The following is a 25,780-nucleotide window of genomic DNA, read 5'->3' as shown; positions in this document are numbered from 1 at the left end:
ATTGATTTAAGCGCTGATTTCTTGTTTTTTAGCGCGGCGACGTTGATTCACACCCATCGCAATCAAAATAAGCAGCGCAGGAACAAATACCCACTCTTTCATTGGACGATCAGCATCAACCACTACGGAGCGAATTTCCCAATCGAAATCGATACCTGCTGCCTCTGCAGGGCTTCCGAACTCAACCATATCAACGATCATTCGGCCGCTGTTTTCAGTCAGCATTAACCCCATTGAAGAGATACGTTCTTCAGCGGTGGTTGCACGGTCATCAAATGGAAGGCGAACGGTTTTAGACCTGTAGTCCCCCTCAAGATTTTCACCAGCAACCTGAAGCTCGATAGACTTACCGACATCAAGTTTTTCTGTTATCTGTGCGATCTCAGTACCCGGGTGTAGAACCTTCGCTGGGTAGAGCTGATCCCACCAGAAGCCAGGACGGAAAAAGCTGAATGTCAGCACTAGTAGTAGAACGGTCTCCCACCATTTATTACGTGTGAACCACCAACCTTGAGTCGCAGCAGAGAAGATCAACATTGCGAGCGTTGCAGAGAAGATAGTCAGCAGTAGGTGCCACCATGAATCGATACCCATCATAAGAAGCTGAGTATTGAACACGAACATAAATGGCAGTATCGCGGTCCGGATATCGTAGGTGAAACCTTGGATACCAGTACGAATTGGATCTGACTTAGCGATTGCCGCTGCCGCAAAAGCAGCCAGACCTACTGGAGGCGTATCATCGGCAAGGATACCGAAGTAGAACACGAACAAGTGAACGGCAATGAGTGGGATGATCAGACCGTGAGCAGCACCTAGCGTAACGATTACTGGTGCCATCAGGGTTGATACTACGATGTAGTTTGCCGTTGTTGGCAGACCCATACCCAGAATCAAGCTGATTACCGCTGTAAACAGCAGCATTAGGATAATGCTACCACCAGAAATGAACTCAACAAAGTCGGTCATGACTAGGCCGATACCCGTCAATGTCACCACACCAACAACCGTACCAGCGGCTGCTGTTGCAACACCGATACCGATCATATTGCGAGCACCAGAAACCAAGCTCTCTAGAAGGTCGACAAAACCGGCTTTTGCTTGGTCAGAAACATCACCTTTAGCACCCATTAGCACCATCAGTGGGCGCTGAGTGATCAAGATGAAGATCATGAATACCGTTGCCCAGAATGCGGATAGACCAGGAGAGAAACGCTCAACCGTTAGACACCATACCAGAACCACAATCGGCAGTAGGAAGTGCAGACCAGACTTAATGGTTGGGCCAGGATCTGGAACCTCATTAAGCTCAGCATCAATCTCGATACCACCTTCCGCTTGATACTTGGCTGAAATACGAACTAAGCCAATGTAAGCGAGTAGTAGAGCAACGGTAACAATTGGTGTTGCTGCAGCGCCGAACACATCTTTCGTCCAACCCACACCGTAGTATACCGCCGCACTGATCACGCATAGGCCCAAGATGGTACCGGTGAATGATAGTAGGCTTTGTACAAGCGTTGGGTTATGGCGGCGTGGAAGACCCGTCATACCGGCTTTACATGCTTCTAGATGAACAATGTACAGCAGGGCGATATAAGAAATAAGGGCAGGAAGAAGGGCCGCCTTGATAACTTCAACGTATGAGATACCGACATATTCAACCATCAAGAATGCTGCTGCACCCATGATAGGTGGTGTCAGCTGACCGTTGGTTGACGCCGCAACCTCTACTGCACCTGCTTTGGTGCCCGGGAAGCCAACACGCTTCATCAGAGGAATAGTGAATGTACCAGTTGTTACTACGTTAGCAATTGATGAACCAGAGACTAGACCTGATAGGCCAGATGCGACAACCGCAGCTTTTGCAGGACCGCCACGCATGTGACCAAGTAATGAGAATGCCACTTTAATGAAGTAGGCACCGGCACCTGCTCGCTCAAGCATGGCACCGAACAGTACAAACAGGAATACAAACGACGTCGATACACCAAGAGCTACACCAAATACACCCTCTGTTGTCAGCCATAGGTGTGACATCGCTTTGTTAAGGCTTGCACCCTTGTGAGCGATAACGTCTGGCATGTGTGGACCACCAAAGGTGTATAGCAAGAACACGGCTGCCACGACCATCAACGGTGGACCTAATGCACGGCGTGTTGCTTCAAGCAGAAGTACCATCCCCGATACCGCAGCCACAATATCAAATGTCGTTGGTGCACCAGAGCGACCTGCAAGTGCTTCATAGAATAGGTAGATATAGGCAGCAGAGAAGCTACCTGCTAGTGCTAATACCCAATCCAATGGTGGGATTCTATCTCGAGGAGAGCGGGCTAGTGCTGGGTAAGCAGTAAATGCTAAGAAGATAGCAAACATCAAGTGAATTGAGCGTGCTTGAGTATCATTGAGCACGCCAAAGTCAAAAATAAACGGCAACGGTGAAGCGTACCAAAGTTGGAAAAGAGACCAACAAAGTGGCACAAACCATAATATCTTGCCCGGCAATCCGCGTGGATTTCGCGCACCGGTATCGGCCTGTGCAACCATATCTTGCACATCTTGAGACGGTGAGTTTGTCTGCGTCATGTACTTTGTTCCTTGTAATCGTCTACTCCAAACGAATATTGGAGCATGCTCTCTGCGTGTGTATTGTTTTTATTTGCAGTGTTTATTGGGCTTTATGTTGTGTCGATAAACGTAATTCTAGACACTAAATAGATCGCGTGAGGTTAATCATTGAATTTAGTATGGGATTGCTACGCGATAAAAACCGCTAGGGAGGCTATAAGCCCCCCTAGAACATCAACTCCAATTATTTTGGGTATAGAGCTGAGGTTATTTTAGAAGACCAGCTTCTTTGTAGTATTTCTCTGCACCTGGGTGTAGAGGAATAGACAGACCCGCTTGAACCATATCTTCTTTCTTCAGGTTCGCGAATGCAGGGTGTAGGCGCTTAAACGTATCGAAGTTCTCGAATACTGCTTTCGCAACGTTGTAAGCAACTTCGTCAGAAACGTCTGATGTTGTTACCATCGTTGCCGCAACACCGAAGCTGTTTACGTCTGCTTCTGTACCGCGGTACATGCCTGCAGGTACTGTGCTGTATGCGTAGTATGGGTTTGCTTCAACGATCTTGTCGATTTCAGCACCAGTCGCAGAGACTAGTTTCGCATCACAAGATGTAGTTGCTTCTTTGATTGAGCCGTTCGGGTGACCAACCATGTAGATGAATGCATCAATCTTGTTGTCACAAAGCGCTTGTGAACGCTCAGAACCTTTAAGTTCAGAAGCTAGTTTGAAGCTGTCGTTTGTCCAACCCATTGCGTCCATAACCACGCCCATAGTCGCGCGGTCACCTGAGCCAGGGTTACCGATGTTTACGCGCTTACCTTTAAGGTCTGCAACGTTTTCGATACCTGCGTCAGAGCGAGCAATGATATTGAATGGTTCTGTGTGAAGAGAGAACATTGCACGTAGCTTGTTGTACGGACCTTGTTCTTCAAATTTGCTTGTACCGTTGTAGCCGTGGTACTGCCAGTCAGACTGAACAACACCGAAATCTAGCTCGCCTGCACGCATCGTGTTGACGTTGTAGATAGAGCCACCAGTTGATTCTACTGAACAACGAATGTTGTGGTCTTTACGGCCTTTGTTAACAAGCTTACAAATCGCACCGCCTGTTGGGTAGTAAACACCCGTTACAGAACCAGTACCGATAGTGATGAACTCTTGAGCGTTAACGGCGCCTGCGCCCATAACAGCAGCGGCAATAGCACCGACCTGTAGAAGTTTATTAAATGCCATGAAATATTCCTTCCTTATCCATTATCAGTCCTGCAAATTTATTGTAGTTGTTGCAGGAGTTTCCTCATTGGAAACGGCATCTTTTTCAATCCAAACTTTGAAAAAGTGGCTGAATTATACCTAAAAAAAGGAACAAAATTATACGATTGTTAACATTCGTGGCTAAAAACCCTACAGGTCAATAAATAAATGTTATGAGTTGATTGGTGTTATATTGTTTTAAATCAATGACTTAAGTTGTGAATTGAGAGGGATGCAGTATTTTTAACTATGTGATCCCCATCACAGAATGATATCTTGCCGTGATGGGAGTTAAATTATGTGCTTTAGCCTGCGTATTCGAACAGTTCACAGACTGATTTGAACAGTTCTTCTGTAGAAACTGTCAGTGTTGGAGTGATAAAGATCGTGTCATCACCAGCAACGACACCCAGAATACCTTCTGATTTGCCAAGCGAGTCCAGTAGACGAGCGATAAGTTGAGCAGCACCAGGACCGGTGTGGATCACAACCAACGCGTTGTTGTAATCGATATCTAGTACCAGCTCACGTAGAGAGCTTGATACAGTTGGTACACCTAGCTCTGCTGGTAAGCAGTAAACCATTTCCATTTTTGCGTTACGAGTGCGAACAGCACCGAACTTAGTCAGCATACGTGACACTTTGGATTGGTTGATGTTTTCAAAGCCTTCTAGCTTTAATGCATCTACGATCTCGCCCTGAGAGCCGAAGCGCTCTTCTTTCAATAGGGATTTAAATGCACGAACGAGGTTATCTTGTTTTTCGTTATTTCGCATGGCTCTCAAATTTTCTTGTAACATATTTTATCAGTATTTTCGCATAGATGCGCAAACAGACCAAATCATAGATTGAATTCTGTTAGAAATATCACTGTAAACTTAAGTTGATAGATTCAGATTCTAAATGTCTATAAATCTATATACAGGAAGGCTTTACATAAAAATGCTGCCGTCTGCACAAGTCGCAGATGTTGGGGGTGCGCAAGGTCGCAAACCTGAGGTTAATGTATTGTAAAGAATATGTGCTTCAGATAGCGTCGAATATAGAAATGTACCTTACTAAAACGATATAAGAGAAACATTCTCAAGGAGAATAACCCCATGAAAGTAGCTGTTATTGGTGCCGCTGGTGGCATCGGCCAAGCCCTAGCTCTGTTGTTAAAAAATCGTCTTCCTGCTGGTTCAGATCTAGCACTTTATGATATCGCTCCAGTAACCCCTGGTGTTGCAGCGGATCTTAGCCATATCCCTACACCGGTTTCTATTAAAGGCTACGCAGGTGAAGATCCAACCCCGGCACTTGAAGGTGCGGATGTGGTTCTGATCTCGGCTGGTGTTGCTCGTAAGCCTGGTATGGATCGCGCGGATCTATTCAACGTGAATGCCGGTATTGTTAAGTCACTCGCTGAGAAGATCGCGGTTGTATGTCCTCAGGCATGCGTAGGTATCATTACAAACCCAGTGAATACGACGGTACCAATTGCTGCAGAAGTATTGAAGAAAGCAGGTGTTTACGACAAGCGTAAGCTATTTGGTGTGACAACTCTGGATGTTATCCGTTCTGAGACATTCGTCGCTGAGCTGAAGCAGCGCGATCCAGGTGAGATTCGTGTTCCTGTTATCGGCGGTCACTCAGGCGTGACTATCCTGCCACTACTATCTCAAGTAGAAGGTGTCGAGTTCACTACAGAAGAAGTAGAAGCACTAACTAAGCGAATTCAGAATGCAGGTACAGAAGTAGTAGAAGCCAAAGCGGGTGGTGGCTCAGCAACGCTTTCTATGGGTCAAGCAGCATGTCGCTTCGGTCTAGCTTTAGTGAAGGCTCTTCAAGGTGAAGAGAATGTTATTGAGTGTGCTTACGTTGAAGGAGAAGGTGAACATGCACCATTCTTCGCACAGCCCGTTAAGCTGGGTAAAGACGGTGCAGAAGCTATCTTAAGCTATGGTGAGTTAAGTGACTTCGAGCGTGCTTCTTTGGACAGTATGCTAGAGACGCTAAATGGCGATATCCAGATTGGTGTGGATTTCGCTAAGTAATCTATACCCTTCATTCTTGAAGCTGCAGCTTTGTTAACTGCGCCAACTCACCGGAACGCCGGTCGCCCAAATCACATAGTAAATCTATGTTCATAGGGCTGAATTGGCTTGATGCCGCGCTGCAACTCCAATTATCCTGGGTATGTAAGTCTATTTCAGATAACAAAGCCGATCATTCGATCGGCTTTTTTGATCCTCTCTTAATCCTGTTCGTAAATATAGGGATAATGCCAATAGGGAGGAGGATCTAATGGGACAAGTAACGAAAGGAATGTGGGTTGAGCACCAGCATGGTTTGGGGCGCATTCTCGTAATCGATGAACAAGAGCAAGTGGCACTGGTTGAGTCGCACAGCGATCACGAACAATATGCAGTGCCAATCGAAGAGCTTGAAGAGCAACTTCAAATGCATAACGGTTGTGACCGCTATTATTAGTACAAGCCCTAATTTGATTAGTTAAGCTCTTAAAAACATCTTAAAAACAAAAGAAGGGTTGACGAGAAACGTCAACCCTTCATCATTCTAGCCTCTAGCCTCTAGCCTCTAGCCTCTAGCCTCTAGCCTCTAGCCTCTAGCCTCTAGCCTCTAGCCTCTAGCCTCTAGCCTCTTACTTACTGCGCTTTACAGCAAGGTGAGCCAAAGTAATCAATGCTTGCTTATATTCAGATTCTGGTAAGATATCGAGCTCGGCAATCGCTTTGTCCGCCTCTTCTAGTGCGCGCTGTGTCGTGTACTCCAGTGAGCCCGTGTCCTTCATGGCTTGCATTATATCCTCAAGGCGTTCCATGCCATTAGTGTGTTCAATAGCATCACGGATCATCTGCGCTTGCTCTTCTGTACCACGCTTCATTGCATAGAGAAGAGGAAGGGTTGGTTTACCTTCTGCAAGGTCATCACCGACGTTCTTACCCATCTCTTTACCATCGGCAGTGTAGTCCATCACATCATCGATAAGCTGGAAAGCTGTGCCTAGGTACTTACCGTAGTTCTGTAGAGCGGTTTCTACCTCTTGTGGGGCGTCATTGAGGATAGCACCAATTTGTGTGGCTGCTTCAAATAGGCGAGCTGTCTTTGAGTAGATCACCTGCATATAGCTTTCTTCAGTGGTATTCGGATCATTACAGTTCATTAACTGTAAAACCTCACCCTCTGCGATCACGTTCACCGCTTCACTCATTAGCTCAAGGATCTTTAATGATCCTAGCTGAGTCATCATTTGGAATGAGCGAGTGTAAATAAAGTCACCGACTAATACTGAAGCCGCATTGCCAAATGCTGCATTTGCTGTCGCCTTACCACGACGCATGTCTGACTCATCAACCACATCATCGTGCAGTAGAGTGGCTGTATGAATGAATTCAATGAAAGCAGCAGCGGTTGTATGAGCTTGCCCTTGGTAACCAAGAGCGCGTGCAGATAAGAGAGCTAAAAGAGGGCGTAGACGCTTGCCACCACCGCTGACGATATAAAAACCCAGTTGGTTAATTAAACTCACATCGGAATTGAGTTGAGCTTGAATTGTTTCGTTAACTTTTGCCATGTCATCGGCAGTAAGCGCTTGGATAGCTTTAAAATCCATTCTAAATCCGGCTGAAGTAAGGCCCAGTAAGGGTTATTGATATTATTTGTTGTGGGGATAATACACTAAAAAACATTGATTAATACATCACTTAAGGGCATGATTGGCGCACTTTTCTTTGGCGATTAGCTTTTCGCCAATTTTTTAAAAATATGGCTTGTCATAGGCGAATCTCTTCTGTAGAATCTGCGCCCTATTGATGATTAGTTTAGCGCACACCCACTTCGTTCAAATAAAGAACAATGGCTGTGCGGAAAAAGCGGAGTAAAATATGTACGCTGTTTTCCAATCTGGTGGTAAACAACACCGTGTAAGCGAAGGTCAAACTCTTCGTTTAGAGAAATTAGACGTTGAAACTGGTGCAACAGTTGAATTTGATAAAGTTCTTCTAGTTGCTAACGGTGAAGAAATCACTGTTGGTGCACCTCTTGTTGAAGGTGGTAAGGTTACTGCGGAAGTAGTACAACACGGTCGTGGCGATAAAGTTAAAATCGTTAAGTTCCGTCGTCGTAAGCACTCTCGTAAGCAACAAGGCCACCGTCAGTGGTTCACTGAAGTGAAAATCACTGGCATTAACGCTTAAGTTTTAGGAGAGTTTAACAATGGCACACAAAAAAGCTGGCGGTTCTACTCGTAACGGCCGCGATTCAGAAAGTAAACGTCTTGGTGTTAAGCGTTTCGGTGGTGAATCTGTACTAGCAGGTAACATCATCGTTCGTCAACGTGGTACTAAGTTCCACGCAGGCACTAACGTTGGTATCGGTAAAGACCACACTCTATTCGCTCTTACTGAAGGTAAAGTGAAGTTCGAAGTTAAAGGTCCTAAAAACCGTAAATTCGTTAGCATCGAAGCTGAGTAATTTCTCGCTGAGATAACGAATTAGCTTTCAAGCTGAATTCAAAAGCCCTGCCTATTTGGCAGGGTTTTTTATTTATGAAAAGACCTTGGATCTTAGGCCTTAGACCATAGGTTCCTGACGACAGGGATTTACGTTCTAATGTCTACTAGACTTAATTTGTGCTGACTCCAAGCTGAGAAGCTTCGAGCTCAGTAGGGTTCCCACGAGACAGAGTGGAGTAAAAGATGAAATTCGTTGATGAAGCAACGGTAAAAGTAGAAGCGGGCGACGGCGGTAATGGTGTTGTGAGCTTCTGGCGTGAAAAGTTCGTTGCTAAAGGTGGCCCAGATGGTGGCGACGGCGGTGACGGCGGTGACGTCTATATCCAGGCAGATGAAAACCTAAATACCCTGATCGATTACCGATTCCAGCGTTTCTACAATGCCGATCGTGGTGAGAACGGTCGTGGTGGTAACTGTACTGGTAAACGTGGTCAAGACAAGGTACTAAAAGTACCTGTTGGTACACGTGCAGTTGATATCCACACCAACGAGATCGTTGCCGAAGTTGCTGAACACGGCAAGAAGGTAATGGTGGCAAAAGGTGGTTGGCATGGTCTAGGTAACACGCGCTTTAAGTCTTCTGTAAATCGCGCTCCTCGTCAAAAGACCATGGGTACAAAGGGTGAGGTTCGTGAGCTGCGTTTAGAGCTTCTTCTACTTGCTGATGTAGGTATGCTTGGTCTGCCAAATGCAGGTAAATCAACCTTTATCCGTTCTGTATCTGCGGCAAAACCTCGTGTTGCAGACTACCCATTTACGACACTTATCCCTAGTCTAGGTGTGGTGAACGTGGTTCCTGAGAAGAGCTTCGTTGTTGCCGACATCCCAGGCTTGATCGAAGGTGCTGCAGATGGTGCAGGTCTAGGTATTCGCTTCCTAAAACACCTTGAGCGTTGTCGCGTACTTCTGCACATGATCGATATTATGCCGATCGATCAAAGCGATCCGGTAGAAAATGCACTCACGATTATTGATGAACTTGAGCAATATAGCGAAAAAGTTGCGCAGAAACCGCGCTGGTTGATTTTCAACAAAGTTGATTTGATGCCAGAAGAAGAAGCGGAAGAAGTCATCCAACGCGTGCTTGATGCATTAGGTTGGGAAGATGAGTACTTCAAGATCTCTGCGGTAAATAAGAAAGGCACCAAAGACCTTTGCTTTAAGCTGTATGAGTTTATGGAAAACCTACCTCGTGAAGAAGAAGAGACTTCTGAAGAAGAGAAAGTCGATTTCATGTGGGATGATTACCATAAAGACGCAATGAGTGGCAACGAAGTTGTGACCGATGATGATTGGGACGATTGGGATGACGAAGAAGATGACGGCCACGTTATCTACGTTCGTGACTAATTTCTCTCAAGCAGAGAAGAATTCTAAACCGCAACTCTATAGAGTTGCGGTTTTTTTATACCTAGATCATATTGGTTCGTTGAGAAACTAGGCAAAATACGACTTAGTTAGTTTTATAGGGAAATAAACATGTCTTCTCGACAAAGGAGTGTCTCGCGCTTAATTGCGCAGGCAGGGCAGATGCTGTTAGCTCACGGAGCTGAGAGTACATTGGTTGGCGATATTATGCGTCGTATTGGTCTTGCGGCAGGCATGAACGAAGTCGAGGTATCACTCTCGGCGAGCTCTTTGGTCGTAACCACTATCGATAAAGATCATTGTATGACTACGGCAAGGCGTTGTGCGGATCGTGGGATCAACATGCGAGTTGTCACTCAGGTCCAAAGGATCTGTATTATGATGGAGCGGGGGATCCTTGATTATCGCTTTGCTCAGATCAAGCTCGATCAAATTAGTCCTGAGCGTTATAACCGCTGGTTAGTGGTATTGATGATAGGCCTTTCGTGCGCTGCATTTGCTCGTCTTGCTGGCGGCGATTGGTCAGTATTCATGGTGACCTTCATCGCATCAGCAACGGGGATGGTGGTTCGCCAAGAGATTGGCCATCGTCACTTTAATCCTTTACTTAACTTCGGTTGCACTGCTTTTATTACAACACTTGTGTCGGCACAGGGCTTCATTCATCAAATCGGCAATGCTCCTGAGTTAGCAATGGCGTCATCAGTTCTCATGTTGGTTCCTGGTTTTCCATTGATCAACTCGGTCGCAGATATGCTCAAAGGCTACATCAATATGGGGATTGCTCGTTTTGTGATGGCGAGTTTACTTACGCTCTCGACCTGCCTTGGTATTGTCGCAGCGATGAGTGTTACCGGTGTTTGGGGGTGGGGAAGCTAATGGATATCTACGCTTTAATTCTCGGACTAATCAATGATATGTTCTTTGCAGCTATTCCGGCTGTGGGCTTTGCCCTAGTTTTTAACGTTCCTCAAAAAGCATTGGTTTATTGTGCGATTGGAGGGGCTTTAGGACATGGCTCTCGCTACTTGATGATGCAGTTTGGTATCCCTATCGAATGGGCGACATTCTTTGCAGCGACTTTGGTCGGTATGATTGGTGTGCATTGGTCGCATCGTTTCTTTGCCCACCCCAAAGTGTTCACTGTCGCAGCCTTGATTCCTATGGTTCCTGGTGTTTTCGCCTTTAAAGCGATGATCGCGATGGTTGAAATCAACCAACTTGGCTATCAACCTGAATTGATTGCCACGTTAATGGAAAACTTCCTCAAGGCGATGTTCATTATCGCTGGCTTAGCGGTTGGCCTAGCGGTTCCAGGACTGCTATTCTATCGCCGCAAACCAATCGTATAGAACGTTGTAAACACAACCTTAGGGAATAGAGATGATCATCAGCATGATTGCCGCGATGGCAAATAACCGCATTATTGGTAAAGACAACCAGATGCCTTGGCACTTACCGGCGGACTTTGCTTGGTTTAAGCGTTGTACTATGGGTAAGCCAGTCGTGATGGGACGCAAGACTTATGAATCGATCGGTCGTCCACTCCCAGGTCGTACAAACATTGTTATTAGCCGTGACGCGAGCCTAAAAATCGAAGGCGTAGTGACGGTGACCTCTATCGAAGAGGCGCTAAAAGCCGCCGGTAACGTGGAAGAAGTAATGATCATCGGCGGTGGTTCGATTTACGAAAGTTGCTTACCACTGGCAGATAAGCTGTATCTCACTTTCATTCAAGCAGAGGTCGATGGTGATACTCAGTTCCCATCATGGGGTGAAGCCTATCAAGAGAGTTACTCTGAGGCTTTCACTGCCAATGAAAAGAATCAATATGATATGAGATTTGTGGTGTTGGAAAAGAGTTCCTAGTTGCAAGTGCCTAGTTCCGAGAAATACTCTAGGTACTAGGTGCTCAAACTCTTTTGTTCAAAATATTGCTTATCTTCCCAACGTAGCATCGTCAGGTGACCACCCCAAACGCATCCAGTGTCTAATCCGATCACATTGTGGGATTCCGTGCCCATTAAAGCTGCCCAGTGGCCAAATAGTACGATTTTTTCCAATGATGTTCGGTTAGGTAGCGAAAACCAGGGCAGTAGTTCATCGCTGGCTACTTCTTCTGGTGGTAGCTTGCATTTAAAGTCTAGACGCCCATCTTCAAATACAAATCGCATTCGAGTGTAGGCATTGATGATATAACGATAGCGTTCGATACCCGTTAGTGACTCATCCCAGTAATCAGGGCCATTGCCATACATCTCTTTGATTAACCATTGCCACTCGCTGGAACGAAGCAAGGCTTCTATTTCTTGAGCACATGCTTTAGCTGTATTTAGACCCCATTGTGGTGAGATACCTGCATGACACATCACGAAGTCATCATGTTCGGCAAGCAATGGTTGCTGGCGAAGCCAGGTCAGTAGTTCATCTCTATCCGGTGCAGAGAAGATCGCGGCAGTTTTATCTTTGTCTTTCACTCGATGGATGCCTTCTGATACTGCTAACAGGTGTAGGTCATGATTGCCTAGAACTGGGCGAGCGCTCGCTCCTAATGATTTTACAAATCTCAGTGTTTCTAGTGATTTAGGTCCTCGAGCGACAAGGTCTCCGGCAATCCACAGCGTATCTTTTTGTGGTTGGAAGTTAGCTTGTTGCAGTAACAGTTGCAGTTCATCGAAACAGCCTTGGATATCTCCAACGATGTAGTTTGCCATTGATAGGGTCTCTAGTTCAGGATATTGGGTATAGCGAGACGGAAAGGGTCAATCTCGGTAGTAAAGGACTCACCATTCTCATCATGCAGAATGTATTGACCCTGCATGACACCCAGTGGCGTTTCGATAATCGTGCCACTGGTATAGGTATACTCATCAAAGCTCTTGATTACCGGCTGTTTACCGACTACACCGTCGCCCTCAACCGTCAATTGTTTACCGTTCGCATCGGTGATCAACCAGCGTCGGCTCATCAGCTGAACTTGCTGTTGGCTGAGGTTCTTAATGGTAATTAAATAGGCAAAGGTATAGCGGTCTTCATCTGGGCTTGATTGCTCAGGAATATACTTGGTTTGAACCTGTATTTTTATGCAAGGGGAACTATCCATGTTGTCTCCTTTTTGCTTCGCTTTAGATAATAATAAGCCAAACTCAAAAGAGTTTGGCTTATTTAAGGAATCTAGTTTAAGCGAGGCTTACTTATGATTAGCATCTAACCAGTTAGCCATACCAACGAATTGCTCAAGAGTTAGGTTCTCAGGACGCATCGAAGGATTGATACCGAGTGACTCCAATGTCTCTGCATCCATCAGTGACTTGTAACAGTTACGAACGGTTTTACGGCGTTGGTTAAAGCCGTCGCGACATACTCGGTCAAGCCATTTAAGGCTCGTTGTTGGATGAGGGATCGTTTCGTAAGGCGATAGGCGCACTACTGCAGAATCTACTTTCGGTGGCGGAACAAACGCTGTTGGTGGCACTTCTAGTACCGGCACCACTTTACAGTAGTATTGTGCCATTACCGTCAGGCGACCATATGCTTTACTGCCAGGGCCAGCAGCTAGACGATTAACCACTTCTTTTTGCAGCATGAAATGCATGTCTTGAATGTCTTTGTGAAATTCAAACAAGTGGAACATCAGCGGCGTTGAGATGTTGTATGGCAGATTACCAAAGATGCGTAGTTTGTTGTTTGGCTTCACCAGTTGTGTGAAGTCAAAACGCATTGCATCACCTTCATGGATAGTAAGCTTGTCTGCAAGGTCTGGGTGGTTGCGTAGACGCTCAGCTAGGTCTCTATCCAGTTCGATTACGGTGAACTTGTCGACTTCTTTACCAACAGGTTCAGTAATCGCACCCAAACCAGGACCGATCTCAACTAGGTTCTGACCTGGTTTTGGGTTGATGGATGATACGATCCCATCAATGATGTAAGGATCGTTTAGGAAGTTTTGACCAAAGCGCTTACGGGCTTTGTGTCCTAAGTGGACATCATTTCTCATAGTATTCTCTTAGCTAGGTTTCTTATTTACCAATTCAACGGCATGGGCGAGTGCTGTTCTAAAGCTCCCCGTGTCCGCTTGGCCAGTCCCTGCCAGTTCTAGTGCAGTGCCGTGGTCCACTGAGGTTCGAATGAATGGTAAACCTAAAGTGATGTTCACGGAGCGACCAAAGCCTTTGTACTTAAGTACAGGCAGCACTTGGTCGTGGTACATGCCGAGTACCGTGTCTGCTTGTTGTAAATATTTTTCATTGAAGATGGTATCTGCCGGTAATGGACCGATTAGGTTTATACCATCTTTCTCACGAATTTTGTTCAGTGTCGGGGTAATAGTTTCAATCTCTTCCTTACCCAATACACCGTCTTCACCCGCATGCGGATTTAAACCACACACATAGATATTCGGATTCTTAATCGCGAACTTCTCGACTAAATCTTTATTTAGTATCTCAATGATCTTTTCAAGACGTTCAGCCGTTACCGCTTTAGACACATACGCTAATGGGAGGTGCGTGGTAACCAAGGCGACTCTTAGTCCCTCAGTGGCTAGCATCATTACCACTAGTGGCGTGTTCGACTTTTCTGCGAAGAACTCTGTATGGCCACTGAAGGCAACACCTGCGCGATTAATCACCCCCTTGTGAACGGGGCCGGTGACAATAGCATCAAATTCATCATTCATACAGCCCAAAGCGGCTCTTTCTAATGTTTTTAATACGTAGTGACCGTTTACCTCATTAAGCTCGCCTGCCACCGCAGGTTCTGCCAGTGGAATATGGTCGACAACCAATGAGCCAGCTTGTTGTGCTTGGGGAGCTTGGTTTGCATCATAATCGACAAGAGTGATGTCTAAACCAAGCAACTCCGCACGTTCAGCCAACATATTTTTATCGGCAATCACGACAAGTTGATGCGGCCAATCTTCACTCGCTAGAGCAAGACTAAGGTCCGGCCCTATGCCTGCTGGCTCACCTGCCGTTACCGCAATACGTTTAATTGGCATCGTCTTGCTCTCCGATAACTTCAACGAAGGCACTAGCGCGCATCTCTTGCATCCAAGCTGACGCCTCTTCATTGAACTTACGGTTGAAGAGAATGCGGTAGGCTTTGTTCTTCAGTGCTGAGTCGGTCTTATCAACCTCGCGGCGATCCAGTACCTCAACAATGTGCCAGCCGTGAACGGTTTTAAATGGTTCGCTGATTTGGCCTACTGGCATTGTTTCAACTTGGTGTTTGAACTCAGGAACGTAGAGATCTGGCGTTTGGTAACCGAGTTCACCTTCTTGAGCTGCAGACCCCGGGTCAGCACTGAATTGTTCAGCAAGCTCAGCAAACGTCGCGTCACCAGATTGGATCTGGTTAATGTAGCCTTCGAGTTGGCGCTTAGCACCGTCATCACTCAAGATTACCGATGGCTTGATAAGAATGTGGCGAGCGTTTACTTCCGTTACTGCGACCGTTTCTAGGCCTTTTACATCATCGATTTTCAAAATGTGGAAGCCAACACCACTACGGAATGGGCCAATAATAGAGCCTTTATTTTGGAAGTTGATCTGATCAGCAAAGATGGTTGGCATCTCTTCTTTACGCATCCAACCCCAATCACCACCGCTTAGTGCTTTTGGACCTTTAGAGTAAGTAAGTGCCATCTCACTGAAATTAGCGCCGGCTTGAAGTCGCTTTACAAGCTCGTTAGCCTGCTCTTCAAGCTTAGCTTTCTCCGCATCATCTTCAACGCGTAGCTGGATGTGACGAATCTTGTATTGCACCGATTGATTGGTTTCTTGCGCTAGGATAGTTGCAAGATTATCGACTTCCGCAGGAAGAATGTTGATACGGCGACGAACAAGTGCATTACGCGCTTCACTTGCCGCAATCTCTTTACGGATTTGCTCTCGGAATTCTGCATAGGTCAACCCTTGAGTTGCTAACGATGCTTGCAACTGTTCAACTGATTGGTTGTTCTCTTTTGCAATATCACCGATTGCTTGTGCTACTCGTGAGTCATCAATACGAACACCAATACGCTCAGCTTCTTGAGCTAAGATGGTATCGATGATCAGTTTCTCTAGTACCTGCTCTTGCAGGATATCTTGGCTTGGCAGAGATTGCCCTGTCTTTGCCGCATTTGCCTTGAGGGTTTTTAGTGAGGTATTGATATCGCTTTGCAGCACGACACCGTCATTCACAATGACAGCAACCTTATCGAGTGCGACAGGCTCTGCCGACACTAAGGTAGAGGCACTGATGGCCATACAGCCTACAAAAAGGCGGTTCCAAATGTTCATTAATATGTTTCCATTTTACTAAGGCGGTGAATCACTCACCGCCTCTTAAATTTATGCTTTAGTTGTTCAAGAAGAATGGGCGACCATATCCTAGAGAGTTTCCTCCGTCATCATAACCGCCTGCTGTACCATCGCTTCCGATAGAGGTACCAAATCCGACAATACCAAAGTTAATACTGATGTTTTTGTCATACTCAGGGGAGTCAACTTGCATTAGGCCGTTTTCACCACTTTCTAAGCGGTTTGTATACGTCAATCCAATATACCAGCAGTCATCTTGATATCTGACTGCTGCAAGCCATTCTAAGTTCACACTCTCGGTCAAATCGTAGTAATACTGAGCATTAGCACGCCATTTAGGTGAAAATTGGTATGAGCCAAGTAAGCCTAACTGAGAGATACCGTCATTTGTGATATCACTTGTATCGAAACCTACTGTATCTTCAATATACTCGGTTGTGACATAGCGGTAGTTGGTCTGAATAAAACCCTCAGTAAATCGATATTCTAGCGTGCTGTTGGCTAACTGCATTGAGCTAGTATCAATATCGTACTGGACACCACCATGGTAAAACAGGTAATCATTAAAATTGAAATCAGCTTCAATCGCCCATGATGAGTAACTAGATTTTTCATTATCATCAATACTAGAACTGGTGTTCTTCGTATCCCTATCAATATAGAAAATTTGACCGAATGAAATGTTTAAACGTTCTTTATAGTTATCATCAAAGAAGCGAGAGCTAGCACCATAGCTTAGTTGGTTTGCTGGTGCGATGAAATCAACCCCACTGTACTTACGACTACGGAATAGGCCGTAGTAGTCTGTTTGTAGTAACGTTGTATCATAGAATGCGATATTGGTTTGGTCTTCTTCGGGAACATAGAGATATTGCACTTTTGGTTCTAGGGTCTGCGTGTATCCACCAAAAACAGTGGTATCTCGTTCTAGAACTAAGCCGGCCAAACTTCGGAACTCAGGGATAACTCGAGATACATTTTCTTCCAAACCATTATATGGGTTTGTGTTTCCGTCACTATCCTTATCACTTGTTATATCTACCCCATCTAGGTCTTGTTGATAATAGGTACCTAACACTCGAGCTTCTGTGGTCCATTGTCCCCAAGTTGTGGAAAGAGGAACAGTAAGACCTGGCTCGACATGAACACGTGTTGCTGATGGTTTACCTTCTGCATCGGTTTCAAATTGTGTTACATGACTAACCACGTCAAAGTCAAGATTACTCATCACGCGTGGCGCGTAATAGTTCATCGCGAGCTGGGGCATGATGCGATAAGGCAAATTAGAGGTACTTAAAACTTGGAAGTCACGAACCGATAATGTTGCGTCCCAAGAATTAGTACGATAGCTGACAGAACCTTCTTGTATTAGTTGGTTGTCTTCGCGGTTACCAACGTTTGAGTCAAGGTCTGAAAAGTACTCTGTGTCACTGACTTTTGAGTAGTCAATGTCGAATTTCCAGGCTTGTTTATAGATACCTGAATGCTCGTATTGATAGCCCCAACGCGAGCCTTTGTCTTCAAATTTTGCATCGTCGTGTAGATATTCAACATTCAGGTTACCACTACCAAAATCAGTAAGATAACGAAACTCGTTGTTTAGCTGGGTACCACGCTCTTGCATGTAATGAATCGTGGTTGTGAGGTCATAATTCGGTGCTAGGTTGAAGTAGATTGGCACTTCAGCCTCAAAGCCATCGCTTGAACCATAAGAAACACTTGGGTATAGGAAACCTGTTTTTCGCGTATCGCCAATAGGCACCGTGAGGTACGGAAGATAGAAAACAGGAACGCTTTGAATCTCAAAGCGTGGGTTATAAAAGGTGGCTTCTTCCTCATTTTGGTCGACATCGATGCTTGATGCGCGTAGGCGCCAAGAGTTATCACCTTCTGGGCATGAGGTGATCGAACCGTCTTCAATCTCATACATCGCCTTGCCGGTTTTAGAGACATAAACTGCGTCACCACGGCCAGGTTCACACAAGAATTGGTACTGGGTGTTTTCCAGTTCCATTTCGTCAGTGTTGAGATTGTTGGTCGCTTTGCTTGAAACTGCGGTGATTTCACCGTCGCTGAAGTTTACATTGCCTTCAGCCACGACGATGTTTTCTTGCTGGTGGAGAACAACACTATCCGCGATGATGGTTTTTTTACCCTGGGTTACAAGCACATCACCGGTATAGGTTGCTTTGTCTTCATTGATAGCTTCTAAGCTATCTGCAGTGACATAAATGGGATCATTATTGGGATCGTCACTTTCTGGTTCGTCGATCAAGCATTGATCTAAGGCAGGCATTTCCTGCACACTGTCATCCTGAGTATCATCGGCGTATGTCTGAGGCACAAAAAGAGCAGCGCCGATAGATGCCGCTAACAGAGAGCGGTTAAAACGTAACATTGAGTTGAACTGTCCTGTATAACTAAGATTCATTTGGCTGCAAAAAAGAAGACTGACCAAACCTTTATTGAAACCTTCCTATCATAAAGGAAAATGATACAGTCAGCACTATATGACCATGCAACACAACAAAAATTCACAGTTGAGAGCACAATAATGCAGATTTTTGGCAAGATCCTCGGGGGATTTTTCGGCTTCCTATTTGGAGGCCCATTCGGAGCAATATTTGGCCTGTTTTTAGGGCATCAATTTGATAAGGCTCGCCGACTTAATCAAAGAGGCTTCCAGTCAGGAGGTTTTGGTGGTGGGCCAAGCCAAGCGGAACGTCAGGCGGAGTTCTTTAAAGCGGCATTCTCTGTTATGGGACACGTAGCAAAAGCGAAAGGGCAGGTGACTCAGCAAGAGATTCAGGTTGTAACGACCATCATGGATAAAATGGGGATTCATGGTGAGGCTCGCACCGCAGCGCAAAATGCATTCCGTGAAGGTAAGAGTAGCGATTTTCCACTAGAAGAGGTTTTAGAAGGAGTGCGTTACTCAACCGGTGGGAGATTTGATCTGATTCAATTCTTTATTGAACTGCAAATATCTTCAGCCTTTGCCGATGGTGACTTACACCCAAGTGAGCGTGAGATTCTGTATCGTGTTGCTCAAGGCCTTGGTTTTTCTAAAGCTCAGTTGGACCGTCGTTTACATGCTCAAGAAGCCGCATTTCGCTTTCACCAGAGCGGAGGCTTCCAAGGGGGCTTTGGCGGGCAAGGTCAACAATCTTCTGGAGGATGGCAACAGGCTTCACAGGCTAATCAATTAGCCGATGCCTACCAAGTTTTGGGGGTGAGTGAGTCGGCTGATAGTCGCGAGTTGAAGCGTGCTTATCGTAAGCTAATGAATGAGCACCACCCTGACAAGCTGATGGCAAAAGGTCTACCTAAAGAGATGATGAATGTTGCGAAGGAAAAATCGCAAGAGATTCAGAATGCTTATGACCTAATTAAAAAGGTTAAAGGATTTAAGTAAGAGAGCAGGAGTCAGGGCGCTTCGCTTTCAGTTGTCAGTTTTCAGAAGAGCGGGGAAGCATTTTGCTTCCCCGCTCTTCTTTGTTTTTAGTGGTTATTTTTTGTTTAGGGACCAGTCGTATTCGTAGCTTACCTTGCTTAGAGAGCTTACTGGTTGGTCGCGGTATTGGTTTATATGATCTAGCAGTTGTTGCTCTGTTCCGAAATCTGCGATGAACCAATCGTAGATGGAAGAGAGTTGGACTTGGTTTGATTTAACTAGTACACCTTTGTGGCTGTTTACGAAGTCTTTTGCCGCTTGCTCTAGTAGTGCTTCAGTATTGTCTGCGGTGAATGCTTGCTCTTGCAGATTTGGGCAGCCTAAGCTTGCACAGTTTACTGCGTAGTGGGAGCGAGGGTCTTGCCAGATCGGGCGTAGGATGCGGTGCTCAATGTCGTTCAACGTTAAGGTTTGCCCTTGAATATCAATAACATCTTTACCCCAAGGGCCAAAGCTAAAGAAGCCGCCAAGCTTAGTGATGGATTCCACAGGGTAGGCATCCAAAATCAAATCCACAGTAATCGCGTTATATAAGTTCACCCAGTAAGCATACTGCTCAGCTTGGTTATAAGCTCTAGGATCCAATTGCGCTAAGACATTGATGTAGTTTTTGAGTGCCTGTTTATCTTGCTTACTAACTGAGCCGTATTTTACCAGCGTGTAATCGCCATCTTGCACTAGGTAACGATCAAGAAAACTCTGCCAAGCTTGGTGAGAAATGGTGTCAGTACTACTTTGGTTGGATTGATTCCAAAACGGCCATAGTTCCGATTTAGGAGCCGCAAAGGCTTGGAAAGACAGTAGCGTGATAAACAGGGTGAGTAAGCGCGCCATAAAATATTCCCTTAAATTCAAACTCTTTATCTATAGACCAAGCAAAAGATAGGATTCTTTCATTGCTTAGAAAATAAAAAGCAATGAAAACAAAAAAGATTGGCCGAAGCCAATCTTTCTATTTTAGGTCGAAACCCGTCCTGTAACCTTGAAACTATTTTCTATTTCAAAAAGCTCGGAATTTTATCTTCATAGGCTGAAATCTTGTCTTCATGTTGCAGCGTCAAACCAATGTTATCCAAACCGTTTAGGAGACAGTGACGACGGAATTCATCAATCTCAAATGAATATTCTTTGCCGTTTGCACGAACCACGTTTGCTTCTAGGTCTACCTCAACTTGTGAACCTTCGTTAGCTTCAACGAACTGGAAAATCTCATCCACTTCTTGCTCAGTTAGGCGAACAGGAACCATTTGGTTATTGATTGAGTTTCCGTAGAAGATATCTGCAAAGCTAGGCGCGATCATCGCCTTGATACCGTAATCCGCGAGTGCCCATGGTGCGTGTTCACGAGATGAACCACAACCAAAGTTTTCACGTGCTAGTAGGATAGACGCACCTTGGTAGCGTGGGGCATTCATAATGAACTCTGGGTTTGGCTGTTCGCCTGCGTCATCTAGGAAGCGCCAATCGTGGAAAAGGTGCTTACCAAAACCTAGGCGAGAAACCTTTTGCAGGAACTGCTTCGGGATAATGGCATCGGTATCGACGTTCGCTGCATCTAGAGGAACAACCAAGCCTGTGTGCTGTTTAAAACCTGACATGATTACTCTCCTTATACTTCACGAATATCAACAAAGTGACCAGCAATTGCTGCTGCCGCTGCCATTGCAGGGCTCACTAGGTGGGTGCGACCGTCACGACCTTGGCGACCCTCAAAGTTACGGTTTGAGGTTGATGCACAGCGTTGTTGTGGACCAAGGCGATCGTTGTTCATTGCTAGACACATAGAACAGCCTGGTAGACGCCATTCAAAACCAGCTTCTTTGAAGATAACGTCTAAACCTTCTGCTTCCGCTTGCGCTTTCACTTGCTCTGAACCAGGAACGATAAGCGCCTGAACATGAGAGGCAACTTTTTTACCCTTCGCCACTGCTGCTGCTGCGCGCATATCTTCGATACGTGAGTTAGTACAAGAGCCCACGAAAACTTTGTCTACGGGGTAGTCTGATAGTTTAGTGCCAGCTCGCAAGCCCATGTAGCCCAGTGCTTTTTCAGCAGATGCTTTCTCTACAGGGTCAGCAAAGCTCTCTGGAGCAGGGATAGGTGTGTCGACTGAAATTACCTGGCCAGGATTCGTACCCCAAGTCACCTGAGGTTTGATGTCTGCTGCGTTTAGCGTAACCACTGCATCAAACTCGGCATCATCGTCGGTTTTCAGAGATGACCAGTATTCAATTGCCGCTTCTAGGTCTTCACCTTGTGGTGCAAACTTACGGCCCTTGATGTATTCAAACGTGGTTTCATCAGGACCAATAAGACCAGCTTTAGCACCTAGTTCGATAGCCATGTTACATACCGTCATACGACCTTCCATTGTAAGGTCAGTAATCGCTTCACCACAGAATTCAACAACGTAGCCAGTACCGCCCGCCGCTGTGGTTTCACCGATGATGGCCAGCACGATATCTTTTGCCGTGATGCCTGGTGCGACTTTGCCTTTCACTTCGATCTTCATCGTTTTAGCACGTGCTTGTTTTAGCGTTTGAGTGGCTAGAACGTGCTCAACCTCAGACGTACCGATACCAAATGCTAATGAGCCAAATGCGCCGTGCGTTGCAGTGTGTGAGTCACCACAAACAATCGTCATGCCTGGTAGAGTAATACCTAGCTCAGGGCCCATCACGTGCACAATACCTTGGTATTTGTGGTTGATGTCGTAAAGCGTCACACCAAACTCTTCACAGTTCTTCGATAGCGTTTCCATTTGGATACGTGCCATCTCACCTGATGCATTGATGTCTTTAGTTTGCGTAGAAACGTTGTGGTCCATGGTTGCAAATGTCTTGCTTACCTGACGAACCTTGCGACCTTTCTCTCGTAGACCATCAAACGCCTGTGGGGAGGTTACTTCGTGAACCAAGTGACGGTCGATGTATAAAATTGGGTTTTCACCCTCAGCGGCTACGGCAACGTGTGCATCGTAAACCTTCTCGTATAATGTTTTGCCCATTGCTCTTCCTCGTCGTCCTTGTCACTACAACTGCGTTGGCTTCATTCATTTTACCCAAATCATTTAGGAAAACTAAGCTCATAGGGCTAAATGCGCTCGCTGTCTTGCTGTAGTACCAATGACTTAGAGGAAGCTCCTCTGTCATTGGTTTGGTATTGTTTATGACGACTTATAATCTGTTGTGTTTGTGTGTTCGGTAATTATGAGTTCAAGATGTACTCAGCGATCTTATCGCCCATCTCTGAAGTCGATAATGCTGGCTTGTCTCCTGAAAGGTCACCCGTTAGCTCGCCAGCTGATAGCGCTTTAGAAACTGCGGCTTCAATATCTTGAGCTGCTGCCTCTTCGCCTAGGCTGTAACGCAGCATTAGCGCCGCAGATAGGATTTGTGCTACTGGGTTAGCAATGTTTTTGCCTGCGATGTCTGGTGCGCTGCCGCCAGCGGGCTCGTATAGACCGAATTTGCTTTCGTTAAGTGAAGCAGAAGGAAGCATGCCCATTGAGCCAGTGATCATTGCACACTCATCAGAGATGATGTCACCGAAGATGTTTGAACAAAGCATTACGTCGAACTGTGAAGGATCTTTGATCAGCTGCATCGTTGCGTTGTCGATGTACATGTGTGACAGCTCAACATCTGGGTAGTCTTTTGCGATCTCTTCAACCACTTCGCGCCATAGGATAGAGCTCTGAAGTACGTTTGCTTTATCGATTGAACAAACTTTCTTGTCGCGTAGACGTGCTGACTCAAACGCAATCTTAGCGATACGCTCAATCTCAAAGCGGTGGTAAACCTCAGTGTCGAACGCTTTTTCGTTTGGACCTTCGCCTTCACGACCTTTTGGCTGACCGAAGTAGATACCGCCGGTTAGCTCACGTACAACAACGATGTCAAAGCCATTGCCTGAGATATCTGCACGCAGTGGTGAGAACGCTTCTAGACCTTTGTGAATTTGTGCAGGGCGAAGGTTACAGAACAACTGGAAGTGTTTACGCAGTGGAAGTAGCGCGCCACGCTCTGGTTGGTCATTGGGTGGAAGGTGTTCCCACTTAGGACCGCCAACAGAGCCGAATAGTACCGCATCTGATTCTTCGCACGCTTTTACTGTGCTCTCTGGAAGTGGGCAGCCATGGTTATCAATCGCAATGCCGCCAACATCGTGCTCTTCGCGCTCAAATACTACGCCATGCTTAGTTTCGATAGCGTTTAGTACTTTTTCTGCTTGAGCCATTACTTCTGGGCCAATGCCGTCGCCTGGTAATACGGCGATCTTGTACGTCTTGTCTGTCATGTTAATCCTTTAATTTTTCTTTGAGCTTTATTAGAGCAATACGCCCTAATCTACCTTAAATTTATCATCCCTGAGCCCCGACCAGCTCAGGGGTACTAGAACCGAAAATGAGCTTAAACGGCTGCGATTTTTTGCTGTTTGATTTCAGCAATCTTGTCTGCACGGTGAATGCTATTAATTACGTGCAATAGCGCTTGACCAGAAGCTTCGACGATATCTGTGGAAACGCCTGTACCGTGGTACTTACGACCTTTGTAATTGGCGATGATGTCAGCTTGTCCTAAGCCATCTTCACCTTCACCTTTTGCGGTTAGGTCAAACTTATCCAAAACAATATCATACCCAGTGATGCGATAGATACATTGGTAAAGCGCATCAACAGGTCCATTACCAACCGCTGCTTCAGACGTCTCTTCATCGCCACATTGCATTTTCACGCTGGTGGTCGCCATGATGCTACCCGATTGCACACTTAGGTAGTTCAACTTGTAGAAATCGTCTTCTTCACGAAGGTTCGAGAAGTGCATCAATGCTTCTAGGTCGTAATCGAATACTTGACCTTTACGGTCAGCCAGCTTTAAGAAGTCGGCATACAAAGCATCTAGGTTGTACTCTTCTTCTTTGTATCCCATTGAATCCATGTGGCTCTTAACGGCAGCACGACCAGAGCGGCTAGTTAGGTTAAGTGCTTGGTTCTTAAGGCCTATCGACTCAGGCGTCATGATCTCGTAAGTATTCTTATTCTTTAGCATGCCATCTTGGTGAATACCTGAAGAATGAACGAACGCATTCGCTCCAACCACTGCCTTGTTATCTTGGATAGGCATGTTACATAGCTGGCTTACTAGCTTACTCGTGCGGCTGATCTCTTGATGATTTAGATTTGTTCCTGCACCAATTACAGACTCACGAAGCTTCAAGATCATTGCCACTTCTTCAAGTGAACAGTTACCCGCACGCTCACCAATACCGTTGATGGTACCTTCGATCTGACGAGCACCGGCTTGTACTGCCGCGATTGAGTTGGCAACTGACATGCCTAGGTCATCGTGACAGTGAACAGAAATGATGGCTTTATCGATATTTGGAACACGGTTGAAAAGGGTTTGAATGATGCCGCCGAACTCACTTGGTACTGTGTAGCCAACGGTATCTGGGATATTGATGGTGCGTGCACCAGCATCGATAGCGGCTTCAACCATACGACATAGGTTGTCAATTGGAGTACGACCCGCATCTTCACATGAGAATTCGACGTCGTCAGTGTAGTTACGTGCATGCTTAACCGCTTTCACGCCCATCTCAACCACGTCATCGTAGCTACGACGTAATTTGTCTTGTACGTGCACCGTAGACGTTGAAATGAAAGTGTGGATACGGAACTGGTCAGCCACTTTTAGCGCTTCTGCTGCTGCATCAATATCTTTTGGTACAGCGCGAGAAAGTGCACAGATTCGACTGTTTTTGATGTTGCGAGCGATAGTCTGAACCGACTCAAAATCACCAGGAGACGAAATTGGGAAGCCAGCTTCAATCACATCAACACCCAGTCGCTCTAGCGCGTAGGCAATTTGCAGTTTTTCTTTAACCGTCAAGCTTGCTGACAACGCTTGTTCGCCATCACGTAACGTGGTGTCGAAGATAATGACTTGATCGCTCATGTTTGCTTCCTTACTGATTTGAGTGCACTTTGTGCAGGTTAATCGTTTTCGTACTGTCCAAAAGATATAAAAAAACCCGCAGTTGAGTGCGGGTCTTAAAAATTCGATGTGGTGTTTTTAGTCCACTGCTTACCCGCGCGATATTTTCACGATTAGGAGGAGTTTCAGCAGGAGAGAAAAACGAGAAGTCATAATAGAACAACATTCCACAAAATTAAGTTACTAAATTAGTACCGCAGTAACCTACTTAGGTCAACCTTTAAAACCGAATTAGCTACAATTTTTACACATATCCAACTTGTGATGCTTTTTTGACGATTTATTTGTTCAAAATCACTAATTCATCACTTG

At 45.7% G+C, this 25,780-nt stretch carries 24 protein-coding genes; 9 read left to right on the top strand and 15 right to left on the bottom strand.

Annotated features, from left to right (window positions below; translation table 11 throughout):
* Positions 1-6: 6 nt before the first annotated feature.
* The 3 genes from DPF91_RS17820 to argR form a co-directional block, all read right to left on the bottom strand.
* Positions 7-2,586, bottom strand: a complete 2,580-nt coding sequence (locus tag DPF91_RS17820) for a TRAP transporter permease (protein WP_117235798.1) — start codon at positions 2,584-2,586, stop codon at positions 7-9.
* Positions 2,587-2,835: 249 nt separating this feature from the next.
* A complete protein-coding gene (locus tag DPF91_RS17815) occupies positions 2,836-3,804 on the bottom strand; it encodes a TAXI family TRAP transporter solute-binding subunit (RefSeq protein WP_117235797.1) in 969 nt (322 codons plus the stop codon).
* A 326-nt stretch (positions 3,805-4,130) separates the two neighbouring features.
* A complete protein-coding gene (argR, locus tag DPF91_RS17810; protein ID WP_117235796.1) occupies positions 4,131-4,601 on the bottom strand; it encodes a transcriptional regulator ArgR in 471 nt (156 codons plus the stop codon).
* A gap of 324 nt (positions 4,602-4,925) precedes the next feature.
* Here argR and mdh point away from each other — a divergent pair, with 324 nt between their 5' ends.
* Positions 4,926-5,861 carry a malate dehydrogenase gene (gene mdh, locus DPF91_RS17805; RefSeq protein ID WP_117235795.1) on the top strand — a complete coding sequence of 312 codons (936 nt, stop codon included), beginning with the start codon at positions 4,926-4,928 and terminating at the stop codon, positions 5,859-5,861.
* A gap of 250 nt (positions 5,862-6,111) precedes the next feature.
* Positions 6,112-6,297: a hypothetical protein gene (locus tag DPF91_RS17800; RefSeq protein ID WP_117235794.1), complete on the top strand. Its 186-nt coding sequence runs from the start codon at positions 6,112-6,114 to the stop codon at positions 6,295-6,297.
* Between the two features lie 172 nt (positions 6,298-6,469).
* On the opposite strand, the gene ispB is transcribed toward DPF91_RS17800, so the two are convergent.
* Positions 6,470-7,441, bottom strand: a complete 972-nt coding sequence (ispB, locus tag DPF91_RS17795) for an octaprenyl diphosphate synthase (RefSeq protein ID WP_117235793.1) — start codon at positions 7,439-7,441, stop codon at positions 6,470-6,472.
* A 271-nt stretch (positions 7,442-7,712) separates the two neighbouring features.
* On the opposite strand from ispB, the gene rplU reads away from it, so the two are divergent.
* From rplU to folA, 6 genes are all read left to right on the top strand, one after another.
* Positions 7,713-8,024 (top strand): 50S ribosomal protein L21, encoded by a 312-nt coding sequence (rplU, locus tag DPF91_RS17790; RefSeq protein WP_117235792.1) that lies wholly within the window; start codon positions 7,713-7,715, stop codon positions 8,022-8,024.
* Positions 8,025-8,043: 19 nt separating this feature from the next.
* Entirely contained in the window at positions 8,044-8,301 is a 258-nt protein-coding gene (rpmA, locus tag DPF91_RS17785) for a 50S ribosomal protein L27 (protein WP_004409945.1), read from the top strand.
* A 224-nt stretch (positions 8,302-8,525) separates the two neighbouring features.
* Positions 8,526-9,692: an Obg family GTPase CgtA gene (gene cgtA / locus DPF91_RS17780; RefSeq protein ID WP_117235791.1), complete on the top strand. Its 1,167-nt coding sequence runs from the start codon at positions 8,526-8,528 to the stop codon at positions 9,690-9,692.
* Positions 9,693-9,821: 129 nt separating this feature from the next.
* Positions 9,822-10,589 carry a threonine/serine exporter family protein gene (locus tag DPF91_RS17775; RefSeq protein WP_117235790.1) on the top strand — a complete coding sequence of 256 codons (768 nt, stop codon included), beginning with the start codon at positions 9,822-9,824 and terminating at the stop codon, positions 10,587-10,589.
* Entirely contained in the window at positions 10,589-11,062 is a 474-nt protein-coding gene (locus DPF91_RS17770) for a threonine/serine exporter family protein (protein WP_164684230.1), read from the top strand. The genes DPF91_RS17775 and DPF91_RS17770 overlap by 1 nt, the downstream gene beginning before the upstream one ends.
* Positions 11,063-11,093: 31 nt before the next feature.
* Entirely contained in the window at positions 11,094-11,579 is a 486-nt protein-coding gene (gene folA / locus DPF91_RS17765; RefSeq protein WP_117235788.1) for a type 3 dihydrofolate reductase, read from the top strand.
* A 35-nt stretch (positions 11,580-11,614) separates the two neighbouring features.
* Here folA and apaH read toward each other — a convergent pair whose 3' ends face one another.
* From apaH to lptD, 6 genes are all read right to left on the bottom strand, one after another.
* Entirely contained in the window at positions 11,615-12,424 is an 810-nt protein-coding gene (apaH, locus tag DPF91_RS17760) for a bis(5'-nucleosyl)-tetraphosphatase (symmetrical) ApaH (protein WP_117235787.1), read from the bottom strand.
* Positions 12,425-12,435: 11 nt separating this feature from the next.
* Positions 12,436-12,813: a Co2+/Mg2+ efflux protein ApaG gene (gene apaG, locus DPF91_RS17755; RefSeq protein ID WP_117235786.1), complete on the bottom strand. Its 378-nt coding sequence runs from the start codon at positions 12,811-12,813 to the stop codon at positions 12,436-12,438.
* Between the two features lie 87 nt (positions 12,814-12,900).
* Entirely contained in the window at positions 12,901-13,707 is an 807-nt protein-coding gene (rsmA, locus tag DPF91_RS17750; protein WP_117235785.1) for a 16S rRNA (adenine(1518)-N(6)/adenine(1519)-N(6))-dimethyltransferase RsmA, read from the bottom strand.
* Between the two features lie 9 nt (positions 13,708-13,716).
* Positions 13,717-14,709 (bottom strand): 4-hydroxythreonine-4-phosphate dehydrogenase PdxA, encoded by a 993-nt coding sequence (gene pdxA, locus DPF91_RS17745; protein ID WP_117235784.1) that lies wholly within the window; start codon positions 14,707-14,709, stop codon positions 13,717-13,719.
* The gene (gene surA, locus DPF91_RS17740) at positions 14,699-15,994 is read right to left on the bottom strand and encodes a peptidylprolyl isomerase SurA (protein WP_117235783.1); all 1,296 of its coding nucleotides are present in this window, start codon (positions 15,992-15,994) and stop codon (positions 14,699-14,701) included. Before surA ends, pdxA begins: the two co-directional genes overlap by 11 nt.
* Positions 15,995-16,052: 58 nt before the next feature.
* Positions 16,053-18,413, bottom strand: a complete 2,361-nt coding sequence (gene lptD / locus DPF91_RS17735) for an LPS assembly protein LptD (RefSeq protein ID WP_117235782.1) — start codon at positions 18,411-18,413, stop codon at positions 16,053-16,055.
* A 156-nt stretch (positions 18,414-18,569) separates the two neighbouring features.
* Between lptD and djlA the strand changes: the two genes are divergently transcribed.
* Complete coding sequence (gene djlA / locus DPF91_RS17730) at positions 18,570-19,430, top strand: co-chaperone DjlA (RefSeq protein ID WP_117235826.1); 861 nt, start codon at positions 18,570-18,572, stop codon at positions 19,428-19,430.
* A 93-nt stretch (positions 19,431-19,523) separates the two neighbouring features.
* Here djlA and DPF91_RS17725 read toward each other — a convergent pair whose 3' ends face one another.
* From DPF91_RS17725 to leuA, 5 genes are all read right to left on the bottom strand, one after another.
* Positions 19,524-20,303 (bottom strand): DUF547 domain-containing protein, encoded by a 780-nt coding sequence (locus DPF91_RS17725; RefSeq protein WP_117235781.1) that lies wholly within the window; start codon positions 20,301-20,303, stop codon positions 19,524-19,526.
* A 161-nt stretch (positions 20,304-20,464) separates the two neighbouring features.
* Positions 20,465-21,067, bottom strand: a complete 603-nt coding sequence (gene leuD, locus DPF91_RS17720) for a 3-isopropylmalate dehydratase small subunit (RefSeq protein ID WP_117235780.1) — start codon at positions 21,065-21,067, stop codon at positions 20,465-20,467.
* Positions 21,068-21,078: 11 nt separating this feature from the next.
* A complete protein-coding gene (leuC, locus tag DPF91_RS17715) occupies positions 21,079-22,476 on the bottom strand; it encodes a 3-isopropylmalate dehydratase large subunit (RefSeq protein WP_117235779.1) in 1,398 nt (465 codons plus the stop codon).
* A gap of 200 nt (positions 22,477-22,676) precedes the next feature.
* Positions 22,677-23,768, bottom strand: coding sequence for a 3-isopropylmalate dehydrogenase (gene leuB / locus DPF91_RS17710; protein ID WP_117235778.1), 1,092 nt, complete (start codon positions 23,766-23,768; stop codon positions 22,677-22,679).
* Between the two features lie 113 nt (positions 23,769-23,881).
* The gene (leuA, locus tag DPF91_RS17705) at positions 23,882-25,429 is read right to left on the bottom strand and encodes a 2-isopropylmalate synthase (RefSeq protein ID WP_117235777.1); all 1,548 of its coding nucleotides are present in this window, start codon (positions 25,427-25,429) and stop codon (positions 23,882-23,884) included.
* Positions 25,430-25,780 lie beyond the last annotated feature (351 nt).

The organism is Vibrio maerlii (genome assembly GCF_003415655.1).
GTDB lineage: Bacteria > Pseudomonadota > Gammaproteobacteria > Enterobacterales > Vibrionaceae > Vibrio > Vibrio maerlii.
The sequence above is the reverse complement of the archived record's forward strand: the minus strand, read 5'-3'. Positions and strand labels throughout refer to the sequence as shown.